Genomic DNA, 17116 nt, shown 5'->3' with positions numbered 1-17116 from the left:
GTACACTAAATCTTGGGAGCGGGCAACCGACCGGTCGGGACATTTCCCGGCCACCGAGCGAGAGAGTCGCCGTGCACAATTTCGCGAGCATCCTCGACTACCACCTGGCCCAGCGGCCCGACGCGGTGGCCGTCACGCAGGAAGGGCGCAGTCTGACGGTCCGTCATCTGCACGAACGCGTGAACCAGTTGGCCGCCGGTCTTGCCGAACTCGGCGTCGGGCGCGGTGATGTCGTGGCTCTGCTGCTGTACAACCAGCCCGAATTCCTGGAGCTGGTCCATGCCGCCAATCGGCTCGGCGCGGTCTTCCTGCCGCTCAACTACCGCCTCTCCGAAGAGGAATGGCAGTACATCCTGGGCCACGCCCAGGCCAAGGTGCTCGTCACCGAGCCGGAGTTCGTCCGGGCGGTGGAGCGCGGCGCCGGTTGCCTGACCGATCTGGAGCACCGCGTCCTGATCGGTGGCGCCGATCTGCCCGAAGAGCCGTGGATCGGCTACGAGGAGCTGCTGGCCCGGCACAAGGGGGCGCGGGTGGAGCCCGTGGATGTCGAACCCGACGATCTTCAGCGGCTCATGTACACCTCCGGGACGACGTCACGGCCCAAGGGTGTCCGCATCACCTACGGAAACCTCGAGGCCAAGAACCTTGCCCACATCGTCCACTTCGGGCTGACGGCGGCGGACACCACGCTGGTCTGCGGCCCGCTCTACCACGTGGGCGGCCTGGACATGCCGGCTCTCGGGGTGCTGTACGCGGGCGGCAGTGTCGTGCTCCAGCGGAAGTTCGACCCGCAGGGCGTGCTGGAGGCGATCGAGAGGCACCGGGTCACCAATGTGTGGCTGGCGCCCGCCATGGTCAACGCGGTTCTTGAGGTCCCGGATCGGGAGGAGTACGACACCGGCTCGGTGCGCTTCATCCTCGGTGGCGGCGAGAAGACTCCCGAACCGGTGCTGCGGCGCATCATGACCGCGTTCCCCAACGCCTGGTTCGCGGACGCATACGGCCTGACCGAGACCGTCTCCGGGGACACCTTCCTCGACCGTGAGCACGCACTGTCCAAGCTGGGCTCGGTCGGGCGTCCCGTGCCGCACACGCGCGTGCGGATCGTCGACGACAGCGGCCATGAGGTCCCCGCCGGTGAACTCGGCGAGATCACCCTGCGCGGACCGAAGGTCTTCGCCGGGTACTGGCGGGACGAGAAGGCCACGGCGGCGGCGATCAGGGACGGCTGGTTCCACACCGGCGACATCGGGCACGTCGACGAGGACGGCTTCCTCTTCATCGACGACCGCAAGAAGGACATGATCGTGTCCGGCGGCGAGAACATCGCCACACCCGAGGTGGAGCGCGTGCTGTACGAGCACCCGGCGGTGCTGGAGGCCGCCGTGGTCGGGCTCGGCCATCCCCGCTGGGGTGAAGTCCCGCGCGCGTTCGTGGTGTTCAGGCCCGGCGAGAGCGTGGGCGCGGAGGAACTGCGGGCGTTCTGCCGGGCCCGGCTGGCCAAGTTCAAGGTGCCGGCCCGCTTCGACATCGTCGACGAACTGCCCCGCACCCCGTCCGGCAAGGTTCTCAAGCGGACCCTGCGCGACATCCCGGCGGAGGGCTGAGCCATGACCGACGTGAACGACGTGAATGCCCAACTCCGGCTCGACGGACGGACGGTGTGGGTGACGGGGGCGGGGAAGGGGCTCGGGCGGGCGATCGCGGCAGCCCTGTCCCAGGCCGGTGCGACCGTGGCGGCAACGGCCCGTACGGCCCCGGACCTTGAGAGTCTGGAGGCCGAACTGGCCACGCACGGCGGCAAGGTGCTGGTCCTGCCCGGCTCGGTCGCCGACTCCGCCGCCGTACGGACCATGGTCGAGCGGATCACCGACGGCACCGGCCGCCTGGACGCGGTCGTCAACTGCGCCGGTACGAGCCCCCACTTCACGCGCAGCGAGCGGGTCACCGACGAGGACTGGCGGCAGGTCCTGGACGTCAATCTCCAGGGCACGTTCTACTGTTGCCGCGAGGCCGGCAAGGTGATGCTGGCGCAGGGCTCCGGTTCGATCGTCAACGTCTCCTCGGTGCACGCCCGCACCGGCTTCGAGCGAATCGCCGCGTACGCCGCGAGCAAGGGCGGGGTCGAGGCCCTCACCAAGTCCCTCGCCGTCGAATGGGCCGACCGCGGGGTCCGGGTGAACGCCCTCGCACCCGGCTACTTCCACACCGACCTCAGCTCGGGACTGCTGGCCAGTCGCTGGGGCCAACACATCGTCGACAGCACCCCGTTGGGCCGCGTCGGCGCCGTAGACGAACTCGGCGGCGCCGCCGTCTTCCTCGCCTCCGACGCGTCCCGTTTCGTCACCGGCAGCACGCTCACGGTGGACGGCGGCTGGACCGCGCGATAGCGCCCGCGGTCACTGGTCCGGCGCGGGCCGCACGGTGAGTATCTGCTGCGCGTGTCCCACCGGGCCGTCGACGTCGTGCAGCACGGTGCTGGTGAGGCCCTGCCCGGTCGGCCCGAAGGTGACTGTCGTGTCCAACCCCGTCCAGTTTCCCCGGGGTTGGCGGTGCAGGTGGACGGTCAGGTCGACGTTCGGGTAGATCCAGGCGGTCGGCGGCTGTTGTACGGCGATGCCGTTCGCGGTGTCGACGAGCGCGAGGTAGGACGCGAGCGGGCTGCTGGGTTCACCGGCGACGAGGGCGTGCCGGGTGGAGATCCAGGCGGTCGTACGGCCCGGCTGCGGCGGCGCGAGCGGCCGTACGTCCACGGAGGCGATGTATCCGCCGGGCCACAGCGAGGACATCTCCCAGGGGGCGAGCTGCTCGGGCGGGGTGAGCCGGTCGGCGGGGCCGCCCGCGACGGCGGAGGTGTCGACGGTGGCGAGGTACCAGGCCCGGGCCCGCACCACCGGCCGGTCGGCGACCAGTACCACGGCCTCGACCAGCTCGATCGTGCGGCCGGGGCGGACGGTCTCCACCCGGATCTCGCACTCGTCGAGGGCGAGCCTGCCGAGGATGTCGTAGCTGATCCGCGACATCACGAGACCGGTCTCCGGTCGCGCGGCCCGCTCACGCTCGATGGCGTGGACGACGAGCCCGCCGAGCGGGCTGAAGTGCAGTTCGTCCGGGTCCCAGGCGCCGCCCGCGTGGACCGTGGGCTTGTAGCGGTGCTCGTCGATACGGACGTAGTAGCTGTCGGGGATCCGGGTGCCGGTGTTCAACGGACGTTCTCCTGTGCTGTTCACGGGGTGTCTGCGGCGCGTGCGACGCTCCCGTCAAGACTGCCCGATCAGTCCGGAACGCCGATCAGCACCCGTCCCCGGCCGCCCGCGTCCACGCGCTCGTGGGCCTCGGCGATGTCCTCCGGCGGGTAGCGGTCGCCGACGTCGACCGTGAGGGCGCCGACCGCCGCGGCGGTGAGGTCGCGGGCCGCCTGGTGTTTCGCCTCGGCGGGGAAGCCGTCGCTGCCGAGCAGGCGCAGGGTGACGTTGTTGAACAGCAGCGGCCAGAAAGGGAGTTCGGCGCGAGTGGCGTAGGCGGCGATCACTCCGTCGACGGCGACGACCGCGGCGTCCAGGTCGGCGTTGTCGGACAGGGCCACCTCGACGACACGGTCCACGTCCCGGGGCGCGTAATCGACGAACCCAGCCGGCCGCGCCGCTTCTTGGTGTCCCCGGGGTTCACCCCCGACACGGTGACACGGACGCGGAGCTCACCGGGGCCGGGCTCGGGGTCGGGCAGTTCACCGACCTGGAGCACACCCGTCGCCGGGCCTTGTTCGCCGTATCAGGACGCGAGCACGGGGGACCTCCGTCGTCTCCCTCCCACCCCCGTGACCTGGATATTGTTCCACGGGCTGATAATCTGGGCCCGAACTTCTCTCTTGCCCCGGGGCTCCGTCGACCGGACCGACAGTAAGGGGAGGGCGCGATGACCGACCTGCCTGTCGCGGCGGGCTCAGGACGCGCGCCGGGTGGAGCAGAGCCAGGGCCGATCCACCGCCACGACCTGATGGCGGCGTTGAACCGGGCGGCCCGGAAGCCGGTCACGATCATCTCGGCGCCCGCCGGCACCGGTAAGACCTCACTGTTGCGTGCGTGGATGGACCAGCCCGGTCAGGATGTCCGTATCGCCTTCACGACCGTGCGGCCGGGCCAGCACGACCTCCAGTTGTTCTGGCTCACCGTGCTGGAAGCGGTCCGTACCGCGACGGGAACCGGCGAAGGCGGTGCGCGGTTGCCGCCGGTGCTGCCCGGCCCGAGCGGTGGCGTCATGGTGGACAAGGTGCTCGTCGCGCTGGAGGAGTCCCGTGATCCCCTGGCCCTGGTCGTCGACGACCTGCACGAGCTCAGCTCACCCGAGGCCGCCGAGCAGCTCACCGCGTTCCTGACCCGCATGCCTCCGCACGTGCGCGTGATCGTGGCCACCCGCCGTGACCTGCCGCTGCGCCTGCACAAGGTGCGACTGGCCGGTGACCTGACCGAGATCCGCGCGGCGCACCTGCGCTTCACCGAGCCGGAGACCCGTCGGCTCCTGACCGCCGCCGGCATCGCGCTGCCCGAGCCCGTGGTGGCGCTGCTGCATCAGCGGACCGAGGGGTGGGCGGCCGGGCTGCGACTCGCCGTGCTCTCCCTCGCCAGGCACCCCGACCCCGAACGGTTCGTCGCCGAGTTCTCCGGCAGCGACCGTACGGTCGCCGAGTATCTGATGGCCGAGATGCTCGACCGGCAGCCGCCCGAAGTCCTTCGCCTGCTGCTGCGCACCTCCGTGCTGGACCGGGTCGACGGCGAACTCGCGGATCTGCTCACGGGCGCGACCGGGTCGGAGCAGATCCTGCTGGACCTGGAGGACGCGAACGCCTTCGTCGTGTCCCTGGACCCGGGCCGTACCTGGTTCCGCTACCACCGCATGTTCGCCGGCCTGCTGCGCCTTGAGCTGCGTCGCACGATGCCCGCGGAGATCGCCGGACTGCACCGGCTCGCGGCGCGGTGGCTCGCCGAGCGCGGCCATGTCGCCGACGCGATCGGCCACCTCCAGGAGGCCGGCGACTGGGACGAGGCGGCCCACCTGCTCACCGACCATGTCCTGAGCCTCACTCTCGACGGGCAAGGGGGCACCGTCGCGGCCCTGTTGCGCGCCTTCCCCGCCCGCACCGACGAGGAATCGCCCGACCTGACCCTGGTGCGGGCCATCACCCACCAGTACCAACTACGGCTCGACGAGGCCGACGCGCGGCTGCGCGAGGTCAGGGCGTACGCGGCCACCGCACCCGCGGCGCGCCGGCACCGGCTCCAAGTGGCCATCGCCTCGGCGGAGTTGCTCGCGGCGCGGCTGCGCGGGGACTTCGAGAGCGGCATCGAGCAGGCCACGGCCCTGCTGTCCGCGGCCGAGGTCCGGACGGGCGCCGAGATCGAGCTGGGCAGTGACCTCAAAGCCGTCGCGCTGCTGACCCTGGGCGTCGCCGAGGCGTGGTCGCTGCGGCCGGCCGAGAGCGAACGGCACCTCAGGGAAGGCGCCGTCCTCGCCCGTCGCATCGGCCGGCCCTATCTGGAGGTGGCCTGTCTGGCCCAACTCGGGTTCGCCTCCACCGGCCACTCCCTGGCCGTGGCCCGGCAGCGCTGCGAGGAGGCCGTCGCGCTGGCGACCCGGCACGGCTGGGAGGCCGAGCCGGTGACCTCCCCGGCGCTGGCGACGCTCGCCCACACGCTGATCTGGACGGGCCGGTTCGACCTCGCGGAGCAGTGGCTCGACCGCGCCAGGCACGCCACACGGGTCGACGGTGAACCGGGCGTGCGGCTGCTGGTGTGCCTGACCTCGGCGATCAGTCAGGCGGCACGCGGCCACGGCCACCGGGCACTGGAGGAGTTCGCCGCCGCCGAGCGGATGCAGGCGCTCATGGTGAGCGAACACGGGCTGACCACCCGGGTCAAGGCGTGGACGATCGCCACGCTGGCCCGGCTCGGCATGGTCGGCCGGGCGCGGGACGCTCTGGCCGCCCTCGACGGTCGCCGGGCCGAGTCCGGCGAGCTGCGCAACGCGGCCGCGGTGATCCTGCTGGCCGAGCAGAACCCCGCCGCCGCCCGTCGCGAACTGCACGGCGTACTCAGCGGCGAGGCCCCGGTCCTGTCCTACGTCACCCACATCGAGGCACACTTGCTCGACGCCCTCGCCTGCCGCGACCTGGGCGACGAACGAGCCTGCCAAGAGGCGGCCGAGCAAGCGCTGAACCTCGCCGAGCCGGACCGGCTGATCCTGCCCTTCGCGATGACCGGCGCCGCACAACTCCTCGAAACCCAGGCGCCGTACGGCACCTCGCACGCGGCGCTGGTCACCGACATCCTCGACGCCGTCCGCGGCCCCGAGCCGAGCGGGCCGAACCAGCCGCTGATGATGCCGGTCGAGAAGCTCAGCAGAAGCGAACTGCGCGTCCTGCGCTATCTGCCGACGAATCTCACCCGCCGCGAGATCGCCGGGGAACTCTCGGTCTCGCTGAACACCATCGACACCCACATCCGCCGGATCTACGCCAAGCTCGGCGCCGCCGGCCGGACAGCGGCGGTGGAACGAGGCCGCGAACTGAGGCTGCTGTCCCTCGGCCGCACCTGAGACCCGACGGCCCACGCACCGGCACTCCTCCCCTCGAATCACGGTGATCCAGTGACGCCGGATCACCCCGTCGACGGCAGAGTTGGACCGAGCTCAGGCACTCGACGCGGCCCGCGCAGGCCGGCAGAGAACTGCTCGACCATCGACGGAGGAACACATGAGAGCGGCAGTGGTCCACCAGCCCGGCGCCATCCCGGTACTCGAACAGTTCGACGATCCACAGCCCGGTCCCGGTCTCTCGGTCGGCACCCTCCTCGCGGCGTCCCTGAATCCGCTGGACCTGGCATTCGTCAACGGCCAGTTCCCGATTCGCCCGCTCCAGCCGCCGTGCGTCGCCGGCTACGAGGCGGTCGTGCAACTCTCCGACGGCACCCGCCGCTATGTGACGGCCCCGCCGTCTCCCTACGGCGCGCTGGCCGAGCTGGTACCCGTCCCGGACGCGGACGCCTTTCCGGTGCCGGACGGCCTGGACCCGGCTATCCGGGCTGTGGCCCAGGGGTAGGAAGCCCATCCCTGGCTGAGGACCGGGTTGCGGGTGCCCTTGTGTCCGTTGAGGCATTCGTTGAGCGCCCAGGTGGAGCGCTGGGGGATGAAATAGACAAGACGCGTCCACGGTGATTCGCCCTCGTTCGCCATCCTGGCCCCACGCCTGACGCCTCGCGGGCACCTTGCATCGTCGCTTGTCCCGCCTGCCCCTGCGCGGCGCGCACATGTTGAGAACGAACCATCACGAGATGCCGACGCGACGCGCTTCCTCAACCGCTGGAGACAACTCAGCCATCGGATCGCCGTGGCCCGGCAGGACCGTCAAGTCGCTTCCGATCCCCGCCAGGGTGTCCAGCGAGGCAAGGGCCGACGCGCCGTCGTGTGTGAAGCCGCGGCATACCAGGCGAGGTCCCCGTAGCCCGGTCAGGCCGTCGTACGAGACAAGGGCGTCGCCGGTGAAGATCACCCCGTGGTGCCGGAAGACGTAGGCGGTACTTCCCGGCGTGTGCCCGGGAATCGGTACGGCCTCGGGCGCTCCCGGCACGCGCGTGAGCGTGGCGGGGGATTCGAAGACCTCCGGATCGCTGACAGGAGCGGGACGAAATGCTCCGCTCCGGGCAAGGTGGAGCACAAGCCCCACGCTCGCGGGTCGCCGCATCAGGTAGCGAGCCATCGATCGTTCTGTGCTCGCCCCCGCTCGCGCGGGGTTGGCCGCGGCAAGGGTGGCGGCTTCGGCGCTGTGAATCCACACGGCAGCGCCGGCTTCACGGCGGACTCGGGCCGCCAGACCCAAGTGGTCGGGGTGGGCGTGGGTGAGCAGGACAGCCTTGATGTCGCCCGGAACGGCACCGATATGTGCGAGACGGTCGCAGAGCTCACCCCAATGGGTGGGCAGTCCACCGTCGACCAGGACCAGCCCTTCCGGCTCCTCGACGAGATAGAAGTTGACCATGTCGTCGCCGAGGCGATGCACGGCATGTGGGATGAGGGGTGTCTGCTCCACGATGATTCCCATGGGTCGAATTGGCGTAGGCGGTCGGATGGTTCGGCATGTGATGGTCAGGCGCGAACTCGCCTGGGCGAAGGAGACGCAGAGCGACCGGCGTCCTGTCTCGGCGGCGCTCGGCGAGCCCCGGGCGGGAGGGCGTCCAGTTGGGGCCGACAGGACAGGAAGCCTGGCCAGGTCAACTGGTCCGCATCGGGATGACGCAGCCACGCTGCGTGTGGAGATGCGGTCGCGATGTCAGATCTGCGCCCTGCCGCCGTCAACGAAGAGTTCGATACCCGTGACGAAGCTCGAGTCGTCCGAGGCCAAGAACAGTGCCGCTTTGGCGACTTCGTCGGGCTCGCCCATGCGGCCCATCGGAATGGTGGAGGTGATCTTCTCGATGGCGTCCTGCGGCTGCCCGGCCACCATGGAAGTGGTGATCGGGCCGGGGCTGAGAACGTTGGCACGGATACGACGGTCCGCGAGTTCAACGGTCCATCCGCGTACGAAGTTTCTGATGGCGGCCTTACTCGCGCCATAGACCGCGAACGCGGGGGTCCCTTTTGTGCTCGCGACGGAGCCTGTGAGGATGATGGAACCACCTGGGTTCATCAGCGGCAACGCCTTCTGTATCGTGAAGAGCGCGCCCTTCACATTGGCATTGAAGATTCTGTCGAAATGCTCTTCCGATACAGCTTCGAGTGGAGCCATTTCGGCCACGCCGGCGTTGGCGAAGACGATGTCGATCGGCCCGTGCGCCTCGACAGCCTCGTAGAGCCGATCGAGATCGGTCAGGTCGGTAACGTCTCCCTGGACACCGGAAGTGTTGTGACCGATCTCCGTTACGGCGTCGTCGAGTTGCTTCCGGTGCCGCCCCATGATGAAGACATGCGCACCTTCCGCGACGAAGAGTTTCGCCGTGGCGAGCCCGATCCCGGCCGTGCCTCCGGTGATGACCGCCACCTTTCCCTGCAACTTGTCGCCCATCGATCTAGCTCTGCCTTGCGTCCGCACGGAGCGCCTCGCTCGCCAGGCTGCCGGCCAGGACACGGCTGATCTGCGCGGCCACGAGGGAGGGTTGCTCGATGTGCGGCCAGTGACTGCACTTCTCGATCTCGGTCGTGGTCGTCCTCGCCGCCTCGAACCGTGCCACGACCTGGGAAGCGACGACCTCAGAGGTGACGATCGGGTCGTCGCTTCCCGACAGGATCAGCACCCGCTCGGAGAATCCGCTGGGCCGCGGGTTGGGGTGGCCGTTGTTCCACAGGTCGGCTGTGGCCAGTACGACCTCGGGGCGTACCTTCGCGGCTACCGTGGCGATTCGCGCCAACTCGGCCGCTGGAGCCGATGGTCCCGCTTGCTGACGTACGGCCTGAATCACCGATGCGTCCGCTCCGGCCAACGAGTGGAAGCTCTCGATGATTTCGTCGGGCAACCGGGCTCCGGCCATCGGAATGGGTGCCAGAAGTACCAGGCCCAATGCGCGCTCGCTGCGTGCCTCGGCGGCAAGTTCGACGATGGGTGCCGCCATGCTGTGACCGACGAGCACGAACGGCTTGTCCACCGCGTCTACGACGGCCAACAGATCGGCGGCGAACCGGTCGAACGTGAACGGCCCGTCTGCCTGCGTGCGGTTTCCGAAGCCGGCCAGGTCCAACTGCACGGTCTCGAACCCGGAGCCTGACAGTTCCGCGATGACTGGGTTCCAGACGTGCAGGTCGTCGATCCAGCCGTGCATGAACACAACGGCGATGTCGCCCACGCCGTCGCGGCGAAACACGATGTCGCTGTTCGGGATCTTTGCTGAGGTGGCCATGAGGGTTCCTTGCCTGAAGAAGTGGATGCCGACCCCAGAGGCGGGGCCAACGGGAGGGGAGCCGTCCCCAGGCCGCGCTCAGGAAAAGGCGACCGGCCGGTCCAGGAAGCGCCCCACATCGGCGACGAACAGTTCCGGGTACTGGAACAGCGAGGCGTGACCGGAGTCGGGGTAGACGATGAGTTGGGCGCCGGGGATGTGCTGGGCCAGGTGGTAGGAGTTGATCGTGGGGACCATGACATCGCGTCGGCCGTTGACCACCAGGGTCGGTTGAGTCATCGTCCGAAGCTCGGCGAAGGGCTCGCCGTGCGGGAGCTTCCAGTCGACGATCGCGGCTGTCTGCGCCTGCATGGTCTGCTTCGACGTCGGCGGGTCCACGTCGGTGGTGCGCTGGTGGCGACGCTCCCAGAACCTCTCACCGGCGGCCTGGCTGGTCGGTGTGGGCTCGAAGAAGAGGAGCCGGAAGTCCTCGAGAGTCAGTACGTCGTGCCGGGTGGCGACATCGGTCGCGTCGGGGTGCCGGTCCGTGTCGTCGCCGGCTCGAGGCTTGGTGCCGGCGAGAACGAGCCTGCGGACCAGTTCGCGGTGGCGGAGTGTGAGGGCCTGCGCCACATAGCCGCCGATGGAGAAGCCGAGGATGTCGACACGGGTCAGGCCCAGCGCGTGGATGAACGCGGCCGCGTCATCGGCCTGCGCCTCCACGGTGTCCGGGGTCTGGCCGCCGGAGCTCGCGACGCCTGTGTTGTCGAACAGAATCACCGGACGGTTCGCGGCCAGTCCGTCCGTGACCGCCGGATCCCAGTGATCCATGCCGCCACGAAAATGCTGCAGGAACACCAGCGGCGTGCCGGTCTCGGCGCCGAAGCGGCGGTAGGCGTACTGAATCCCGTTCGCCGTGACGAACTGCGTCGGAGCCGTCACATGGGAGAGAAGTGGTGTGTGGGTCGTTCGGGTCGTCATCTTCAGCTCCTACTTCATCAGCCGCACGGGAGAACCCGCCTGGAACGCGGCGATGTCCTCGACGGAGTCCTGATAGAAAATCTCGTACAAGTCACGGTTCACGTAGCCGATGTGACCCGTGAGCAGTGCGTTCGGCAGAGCCCGCAACGGGTGGTCCGCTGGAAGCGGCTCGGTGTCGTACACGTCGAGCGCGGCCGCTCGGATCGCGCCCTCGCGCAGGACGTCGATCAGGGCGACCTCGTCGACGACCGGTCCGCGTGAGGTGTTGACCAGGACGGCCGAGGGTTTCATCGACCGTAGTTCCGCCGCGCCGACCAGCCCGCGTGTCCGCTTGCTGAGCAGTACGTGGATCGAGAGCACATCGCTCTCGCTGAAGAGTCGCTCCTTCGTCACCGCCCGCACGCCGTGTTCGGCGGCGGCTTCGGGGGTCAGGTTCTGACTCCACGCGATGGTGTCCATTCCGAAGGCCTGTCCGATCCGTGCCACTCCGGAGCCGACGCGGCCGAGGCCCAGAACGCCGAGAGTCCTGCCGTGCAGCCCCTCGCCGAGCGACACCTGCCAACCGCCGGCGCGCATCGACTGCGCCTCGGCGACCAGATTTCTCGTGGCACCGAGGATCAGCGCCCAGGTGTGCTCGACGGTGGAGTGGGACTCGTAACGGGTCCCGCACACCGTGATGCCGAGTCTGTGCGCGGCCGCAAGGTCGATGGCGGCATTGGCCGGGCCGGTGCTGACCAGGAGTCGGAGGTCGGTCAGCCGCTCCAGAACCTCGGCCGGGAATCGCGTGCGCTCCCGCATGGCCACGAGCACGTCGAACCCGGCAAGGCTGTGGACCACCTCGTCGGCATCGGCGAACGGCTTGGTGAACACGACCACCTCGGCACCGAGTGACCCCCAGTCGGCCAGGCTCGTCGCGACGTTCTGATAGTCGTCGAGGATCGCGATCTTCATTCGGGTGGCCATGTGGGCAACCTCCGTATGTCGTCGAGGTGATGCGCCTGTCTTCGCGGGGTGGCGACCCGGTGCGGGTCAGGTGAGCAGGCCCAGGGCGCTGTACCAGAGGGGTCCCGGGTTGAGCCGGTCACCGTGGAGCTTCGACATCTCCTCGAAGAACTCCAGCGGCTTCGGCCTGCCGGCCAGGAGCCGGATCGCGTCGCGCAGGTACTGCCGGGTCTCGTCCAGGATCTTCGGGTCGTCGGGCAGGTCTGCGTTCTTGTGGCCGGCGACCACATGGCGCGGGTCGAGTGCGGCGAGCCGGTCGATGCCGTCCAGCCACGCTTGCAGACCGCCGCCACCGCCTTCGAGCATCATCAGGTGCACGCCGTTGTAGACGACGTCCCCGGCGACGACGAGACCGATCGACGGCACGTGCAGGACGCTGGAGTCGTCGGTGTCGGTGTGACCGGTCTCGACGGCGCGGAGGACTTGGCCCTCCAGCCGGAATCCTTCGGCCGGCACGGGGACGGCGAGGACCGGCGTGTTCTCCGGGACCCCGGGGAAGGACTTCGCGAACCCCTTGTCCTTGCCCTCCAGTTGGGTGCGCATCTGCCGGATGGTGCCCTCGGTGGCGTACACCACGCTGTCGGCGTCGCCGAACCGCTCGAGCAGCGTCGCGGTGCCGAACCAGTGGTCGGGGTGGCCGTGGGTGATGTAGACGAACGCCAGATGCTTTCCGGAGCGCGCCAAGCCTTCGGCGACCTGCGCGATCTGGGTGTGAGTCAGCGGCGGGTCCACCAGGACCGCGTCGTGCTCCCCGGAGATCAGGGTGGATGAGATCGGCGAGGACACGATCCCGTCGCCGTTCGGCAGCTGGAGTTCGATCTTCCGGGGAACACCATCAGAGATGAGGACCTCGTAGGACAGTTCAGGCATCTCGGAGCTTCTCTCGTGACAGGGGCTGCCCCTCACCGGACTCGCACATGAGCGGCGGTCCGCCTGGCGGGGGTGAGCACTGTCGGGCAGTGGATCTACATTCCACCCGCTGGGAACCCGTAGCGCGCGTCGCCGGTACGCACGCGGTGGTGCGGGGATTTCCAGTCGTGCGAGGTCATGACCGGGCCACCTTGAGCAGGGTCTTTCCGCCGCGCAGGACCTGCTCGATGGCCGTATGGATGTCATCGAGGTCGAACAGGGCGGCGGGCGGAACGAACAGGGCTCCGCTCGCGATCAGGGGCGCGGCCTCGCGGATGACGGGCAGCAGCTTCGTCGCGTAGTCGAAATGGCCGGCGAAGAATCCGTGTACCGTCGCGCGCTTACCGATCAGAGTCACTGCGTTCACGGACATCGGCTGCCCGGTCGCCGAGGCGTAGGTGACGAGCGCACCGCCCTCGGACAGCAGGTCGAGCAGGCGGGCGGGCGCCTCGCCGCCCACCGAGTCGACGGCGAGTGCGACCCGGGCATCGCCGATCGCCTCGCGAACCTCTTCGACCGACGTTGCGTTGTCGAGGCGGACGATGTCCGCGCCGGCCGCGGTCAGCTCGGCGAACACGGACTCGTCCCGGACGAAGTTGATCGTCCGGAATCCACGTGCCTTCGCCAGGGCGATCAAGGAACGTCCGACGCCGGAGTTCGCGGCGTTCTGCACGATCCAGTCCCCGGGCCTCAGATCGGCGTACTCGCTCAGGATCAGACCGGCCGTGGGCGGATTGCTGCCCAGCATCGAAAACTGCTCGACACTGCCCTCCGGCAGCCGGAACAGCCCGCCGGCGGGCAGCACCAGCCGCTCGCGCCAGGCACCGCCGAACAGTGGCAGAACCACCAGGTCGCCCACCGCGAGCGTGTCGACACCGGGGCCCACCTCGACCACCCGGCCGACACCCTCGTTGCCGAGGACGAGCGGGAGCGGCGGCCGTACCAGCGCGCCACTGACGACCAGGAGGTCGTGCAGGTTCAGCGGCGAGAACTCGACCGCGACCTTGACCTCGCCGGCACCGGGAACGTCCGGCTCCTGGAGATCGACGACGCGCACGACGTCCTCCGGCTTTCCGAACTGGGTGATCTGGATGGCACGCATAGGGACTCCGGGTGAGAGACAGCATGTGCTGCGACATAGTCAAACACAGTTTGCTTATGTCTGCATCTCTGCATCTCCGAGTCGGCGCTGTCGGAGTCGTGGAGTGGAGGCGCCCGTCGAGCGCGCCGCCCGGACCGGCGCCGAACAAGCGCGACGCACCAGGCGTCCCGTCGGCGTTGTGACCCGTAGTCCGGTTGGTTCGACTACGGAAAGAACGTAAGCGTAATCCTTATGCCTGTTTCGCGACGGATGGCTCGGGTATATTGGTGATCATGTCCGATCTCGCCACCGAGCGTTACGCAGCAGCCGCGGCGCCGGAGGCGTTGCTGCGTGTGCAGTCGTTTCTGAACACCCGCTCCACGGGCAGCCCTCCCGAGGCCGACCTCTTGGCGAGTCCCGCCTCGGCGAACAGCTGGCTGCGCACGCTCCAGTGGCCCACCCGCCCTCGTTTGACGACGGACGACCTGCCCCCGCTCTACGAGCTGCGCGCAGCCCTCCAAGCCCAAGTCGAAGCCGCCCGAACACCATCGGAGTCCCCGCGCCGGCCTGACCTGGCACGCCACCTCGAGAAGCTCCGTTGGGGAATGACCTTTGAGGAGGGGCGGCTCGTCCTTGCCGCTGAAGGCGATGGCTGGCACCTGGTCGCCGGAACCCTGTTCGGCGACATCCTGCTCGCCCAGCAGCACGAACTGTGGCCCCGCCTCAAGGCTTGCCGGAATCCACCCTGCTCGGTGGTCTTCTACGACAACTCGAAGAACCAGTCCCGGGTGTGGCACAACACCTCGGTCTGCGGCAACCTCGTCAACCTTCGTGCTGCCCGAGCCCGCCAACGCGCCCAGGCCACATAGAAGCAAAGCCGGCGCGGGGAAGGTTTCCTGGGGAACGTATGTGGGACGCCAGGTCCGTGGTCTCCGTGGTCTCCGTGGTCTCCGCGGTGTCGAGGTCCGGCTGTGGGCTCGGCCTCCTCTCCGTCCCGTAGGAAGTTCCCTCGCCGACGCGTAACGTGACGCACCATGAAGATCCCCGTCCCCGCCGCATGCTGTCGCAGACTGTTGTCACCAGCCGCACGACGAGCCTCTGACCTGCGACGGGACGGATCATCGTGAGAATCCTCATCAGCGCCGACATGGAGGGTGCCACCGGCGTCACCTGGCCCGCCGACGTGTTGCCGGGGACACCGCAGTGGGAGCGGTGCCGTTCGCTGTTCACCTCGGACGTGAACGCAGCCGTCCTCGGTTTCTACGACGGCGGCGCCGACGAGGTGCTCGTCAACGAGGCGCACTGGACGATGCGCAACCTGCTGCTGGAGCGGCTCGACGAGCGGACCCAGATGCTCACCGGCCGGCACAAGTCCCTCTCCATGGTGGAGGGCGTGCAGCACGGCGACGTCGATGGCATCGCGTTCGTCGGCTATCACGCGGGCGCCGGCATGGAGGGCGTCCTCGCCCACACCTACCTCGCCAACTCGATCACCGGAGTGTGGCTGAACGACGTCCGCGCGAGCGAGGGTCTGCTCAACGCGCATGTCGTCGCCGAGTACGGGGTACCGGTGGTCCTTGTCACGGGTGACGACGTGGCCTGCGAGGACGCCCTCGGGTACGCGCCCGAGGCGCTGAAGGTCGCAGTCAAGGACCATGTGTCGCGGTACGCGGCCGTGTGCCGTACACCGGGCAGGACGGCCGCCGACATCCGCGCGGCGGCGAAGGAGGCGGCAAAGCTGGCGGTCCGTCAGGAACCGGTCAGGGGTGGGCCGTTCACCGTCGCCCTCGAATTCGACGCCGAGCACCTCGCGATGGCCGCGACCGTCGTGCCGGGTGTCGGGCGGATCGGGGAGCGGAAGGTGGCGTACACCAGCGACACCATGTACGAGGGCATCCGGACCTTCAAGGCGGTCACCACGATCGTCTCGGCCGCGGTGGAGGAGCAGTATGGCTGACGTCGACGAGCAGGCCCTGGACGAGGTCGTGACGTTCACTTCCGACCTCATCCGGATCGACACGACCAACCGGGGCGGTGGTGACTGCCAGGAGCGGCCCGCCGCCGAGTACGCGGCCGAGCGACTGGCCGGCGCGGGCCTCGAACCCACCCTCCTCGAACGCACGAAGGGCCGCACCAACGTCGTCGCCCGCATCGAGGGCACCGACCCCTCCGCGGACGCCCTCCTCGTGCACGGTCACCTGGACGTCGTACCGGCGCAGGCCGAGGACTGGAGCGTGCACCCCTTCTCCGGGGAGATCCGCGACGGGGTCGTCTGGGGGCGCGGCGCCGTCGACATGAAGAACATGGACGCGATGATCCTCGCCGTCGTGCGCGCCTGGGCGAGACAGGGTGTACGGCCGCGCCGGGATCTCGTCATCGCGTTCACCGCCGACGAGGAGGCCAGCGCCGAGGACGGCTCCGGATTCCTCGCCGACGAGCACGCCGGGCTCTTCGAGGGCTGCACCGAAGGCATCAGCGAATCAGGCGCGTTCACCTTCCACGACGGCACCGGCCGGCAGATCTACCCCATCGCGGCCGGCGAACGCGGCACCGGCTGGCTCAAGTTGACCGCGCGGGGCCGGGCAGGACACGGCTCCAAGGTCAACCACGAGAACGCGGTCACCCGGCTCGCCGCCGCGATCACCCGCATCGGCGAGCACGAGTGGCCGCTACGGCTCACCCCGACCGTCCGCGCGGCCCTCACCGAACTCGCCGCCCTGTACGGCATCGAGCCTGAATTCGACGCCCCCGACGGCATCGACGGCCTCCTCACCAAGCTCGGGCCGGCCGGCAAACTCGTCGAGCCCACGGTCCGCAACAGCGCCAACCCGACGATGCTGGACGCCGGTTACAAGGTCAACGTGATCCCGGGCGAGGCCGTGGCCTACGTCGACGGACGGTATCTGCCGGGCGGCGAGGACGAGTTCCGCACCACCCTGGACCGGCTCACCGGACCGGACGTGGAGTGGGAGTTCCACCACCGCGAGGTGGCACTCCAGGCACCGGTCGACTCCCTGACATACGCTCAGATGCGGGCCGCCGTCGAGGAGTTCGCGCCGGAAGGCCACGTGGTCCCGTACTGCATGTCCGGCGGCACGGACGCCAAACAGTTCTCGCGCCTCGGCATCACCGGCTACGGCTTCGCACCACTGAAGCTCCCCGAGGGCTTCGACTACCAGGCGTTGTTCCACGGAGTCGACGAACGGGTCCCCGTCGAGGCACTGCACTTCGGCGTCCGCGTCCTGGACCGCTTCTTGAGGACGGCCTAGTAAGTGGGGGAGAA

Annotated in this window: 16 protein-coding genes; 7 read left to right on the top strand and 9 right to left on the bottom strand. The window is 69.1% G+C overall.

Features of this window, described 5'->3' with window-relative positions; all coding sequences use genetic code 11:
• The first annotated feature begins 71 nt into the window (after positions 1 to 71).
• Entirely contained in the window at positions 72 to 1607 is a 1536-nt protein-coding gene (locus tag OO70_RS19840; protein ID WP_043672405.1) for an acyl-CoA synthetase, read from the top strand.
• 3 nt (positions 1608 to 1610) lie between these two features.
• Positions 1611 to 2390 carry an SDR family NAD(P)-dependent oxidoreductase gene (locus tag OO70_RS19835; protein ID WP_051741384.1) on the top strand — a complete coding sequence of 260 codons (780 nt, stop codon included), beginning with the start codon at positions 1611 to 1613 and terminating at the stop codon, positions 2388 to 2390.
• Positions 2391 to 2399: 9 nt separating this feature from the next.
• On the opposite strand, the gene OO70_RS19830 is transcribed toward OO70_RS19835, so the two are convergent.
• Positions 2400 to 3206 carry a thioesterase family protein gene (locus OO70_RS19830; protein ID WP_043672402.1) on the bottom strand — a complete coding sequence of 269 codons (807 nt, stop codon included), beginning with the start codon at positions 3204 to 3206 and terminating at the stop codon, positions 2400 to 2402.
• A 68-nt stretch (positions 3207 to 3274) separates the two neighbouring features.
• Complete coding sequence (locus OO70_RS51815; RefSeq protein ID WP_051741382.1) at positions 3275 to 3604, bottom strand: MDR/zinc-dependent alcohol dehydrogenase-like family protein; 330 nt, start codon at positions 3602 to 3604, stop codon at positions 3275 to 3277.
• Between the two features lie 311 nt (positions 3605 to 3915).
• On the opposite strand from OO70_RS51815, the gene OO70_RS19820 reads away from it, so the two are divergent.
• Both OO70_RS19820 and OO70_RS19815 read left to right on the top strand, forming a co-directional pair.
• On the top strand, positions 3916 to 6591 hold the full coding sequence (locus OO70_RS19820) for a LuxR C-terminal-related transcriptional regulator (protein WP_078651455.1): 2676 nt from the start codon (positions 3916 to 3918) through the stop codon (positions 6589 to 6591).
• Positions 6592 to 6748: 157 nt separating this feature from the next.
• Entirely contained in the window at positions 6749 to 7093 is a 345-nt protein-coding gene (locus OO70_RS19815) for a hypothetical protein (RefSeq protein WP_043672864.1), read from the top strand.
• Between the two features lie 225 nt (positions 7094 to 7318).
• Here the strand turns inward: OO70_RS19815 and OO70_RS19810 are convergent, their stop codons facing one another.
• The 7 genes from OO70_RS19810 to OO70_RS19780 all read right to left on the bottom strand — a co-directional run bounded on the left by OO70_RS19810 (position 7319) and on the right by OO70_RS19780 (position 13854).
• On the bottom strand, positions 7319 to 8092 hold the full coding sequence (locus tag OO70_RS19810) for an MBL fold metallo-hydrolase (RefSeq protein WP_051741378.1): 774 nt from the start codon (positions 8090 to 8092) through the stop codon (positions 7319 to 7321).
• A 228-nt stretch (positions 8093 to 8320) separates the two neighbouring features.
• A complete protein-coding gene (locus tag OO70_RS19805) occupies positions 8321 to 9052 on the bottom strand; it encodes an SDR family NAD(P)-dependent oxidoreductase (protein WP_043672396.1) in 732 nt (243 codons plus the stop codon).
• 4 nt (positions 9053 to 9056) lie between these two features.
• Positions 9057 to 9881, bottom strand: a complete 825-nt coding sequence (locus OO70_RS19800; protein WP_043672394.1) for an alpha/beta fold hydrolase — start codon at positions 9879 to 9881, stop codon at positions 9057 to 9059.
• Positions 9882 to 9959: 78 nt separating this feature from the next.
• On the bottom strand, positions 9960 to 10841 hold the full coding sequence (locus OO70_RS19795; RefSeq protein ID WP_043672392.1) for an alpha/beta fold hydrolase: 882 nt from the start codon (positions 10839 to 10841) through the stop codon (positions 9960 to 9962).
• Between the two features lie 9 nt (positions 10842 to 10850).
• A complete protein-coding gene (locus tag OO70_RS19790) occupies positions 10851 to 11804 on the bottom strand; it encodes a D-2-hydroxyacid dehydrogenase family protein (RefSeq protein WP_078651454.1) in 954 nt (317 codons plus the stop codon).
• A 66-nt stretch (positions 11805 to 11870) separates the two neighbouring features.
• Positions 11871 to 12713, bottom strand: a complete 843-nt coding sequence (locus OO70_RS19785; protein ID WP_043672389.1) for an MBL fold metallo-hydrolase — start codon at positions 12711 to 12713, stop codon at positions 11871 to 11873.
• 175 nt (positions 12714 to 12888) lie between these two features.
• On the bottom strand, positions 12889 to 13854 hold the full coding sequence (locus OO70_RS19780; protein WP_043672386.1) for a zinc-dependent alcohol dehydrogenase family protein: 966 nt from the start codon (positions 13852 to 13854) through the stop codon (positions 12889 to 12891).
• 272 nt (positions 13855 to 14126) lie between these two features.
• Here OO70_RS19780 and OO70_RS19775 point away from each other — a divergent pair, with 272 nt between their 5' ends.
• The 3 genes from OO70_RS19775 (at position 14127) to OO70_RS19765 (ending at position 17102) form a co-directional block, all read left to right on the top strand.
• Positions 14127 to 14702 carry a CGNR zinc finger domain-containing protein gene (locus OO70_RS19775; protein ID WP_043672856.1) on the top strand — a complete coding sequence of 192 codons (576 nt, stop codon included), beginning with the start codon at positions 14127 to 14129 and terminating at the stop codon, positions 14700 to 14702.
• 254 nt (positions 14703 to 14956) lie between these two features.
• On the top strand, positions 14957 to 15790 hold the full coding sequence (locus OO70_RS19770; RefSeq protein ID WP_043672382.1) for a M55 family metallopeptidase: 834 nt from the start codon (positions 14957 to 14959) through the stop codon (positions 15788 to 15790).
• On the top strand, positions 15783 to 17102 hold the full coding sequence (locus tag OO70_RS19765; RefSeq protein ID WP_043672379.1) for a M20/M25/M40 family metallo-hydrolase: 1320 nt from the start codon (positions 15783 to 15785) through the stop codon (positions 17100 to 17102). Before OO70_RS19770 ends, OO70_RS19765 begins: the two co-directional genes overlap by 8 nt.
• The last annotated feature ends 14 nt before the right edge of the window (positions 17103 to 17116 follow it).

Origin of the sequence: Streptomyces xylophagus (genome assembly GCF_000716435.1) — a bacterium.
In the GTDB taxonomy this organism is placed as follows: Bacteria; Actinomycetota; Actinomycetes; order Streptomycetales; family Streptomycetaceae; genus Streptomyces; species Streptomyces xylophagus.
Note: the sequence above shows the minus strand (reverse complement) of the source record. Positions and strands in the feature narration are given on the sequence as shown.

Coding starts and splice junctions, on each gene's coding strand:
- OO70_RS19765 (WP_043672379.1), top strand. CDS start 15,783: ATGGCTGACGTCGACGAGCAGGCCCTGGACGAGGTCGTGACGTTCACT.
- OO70_RS19810 (WP_051741378.1), bottom strand. CDS start 8,092: ATGGGAATCATCGTGGAGCAGACACCCCTCATCCCACATGCCGTGCAT.
- OO70_RS19820 (WP_078651455.1), top strand. CDS start 3,916: ATGACCGACCTGCCTGTCGCGGCGGGCTCAGGACGCGCGCCGGGTGGA.
- OO70_RS19805 (WP_043672396.1), bottom strand. CDS start 9,052: ATGGGCGACAAGTTGCAGGGAAAGGTGGCGGTCATCACCGGAGGCACG.
- OO70_RS19775 (WP_043672856.1), top strand. CDS start 14,127: ATGTCCGATCTCGCCACCGAGCGTTACGCAGCAGCCGCGGCGCCGGAG.
- OO70_RS19815 (WP_043672864.1), top strand. CDS start 6,749: ATGAGAGCGGCAGTGGTCCACCAGCCCGGCGCCATCCCGGTACTCGAA.
- OO70_RS19800 (WP_043672394.1), bottom strand. CDS start 9,881: ATGGCCACCTCAGCAAAGATCCCGAACAGCGACATCGTGTTTCGCCGC.
- OO70_RS19790 (WP_078651454.1), bottom strand. CDS start 11,804: ATGGCCACCCGAATGAAGATCGCGATCCTCGACGACTATCAGAACGTC.
- OO70_RS19795 (WP_043672392.1), bottom strand. CDS start 10,841: ATGACGACCCGAACGACCCACACACCACTTCTCTCCCATGTGACGGCT.
- OO70_RS19835 (WP_051741384.1), top strand. CDS start 1,611: ATGACCGACGTGAACGACGTGAATGCCCAACTCCGGCTCGACGGACGG.
- OO70_RS19780 (WP_043672386.1), bottom strand. CDS start 13,854: ATGCGTGCCATCCAGATCACCCAGTTCGGAAAGCCGGAGGACGTCGTG.
- OO70_RS19785 (WP_043672389.1), bottom strand. CDS start 12,713: ATGCCTGAACTGTCCTACGAGGTCCTCATCTCTGATGGTGTTCCCCGG.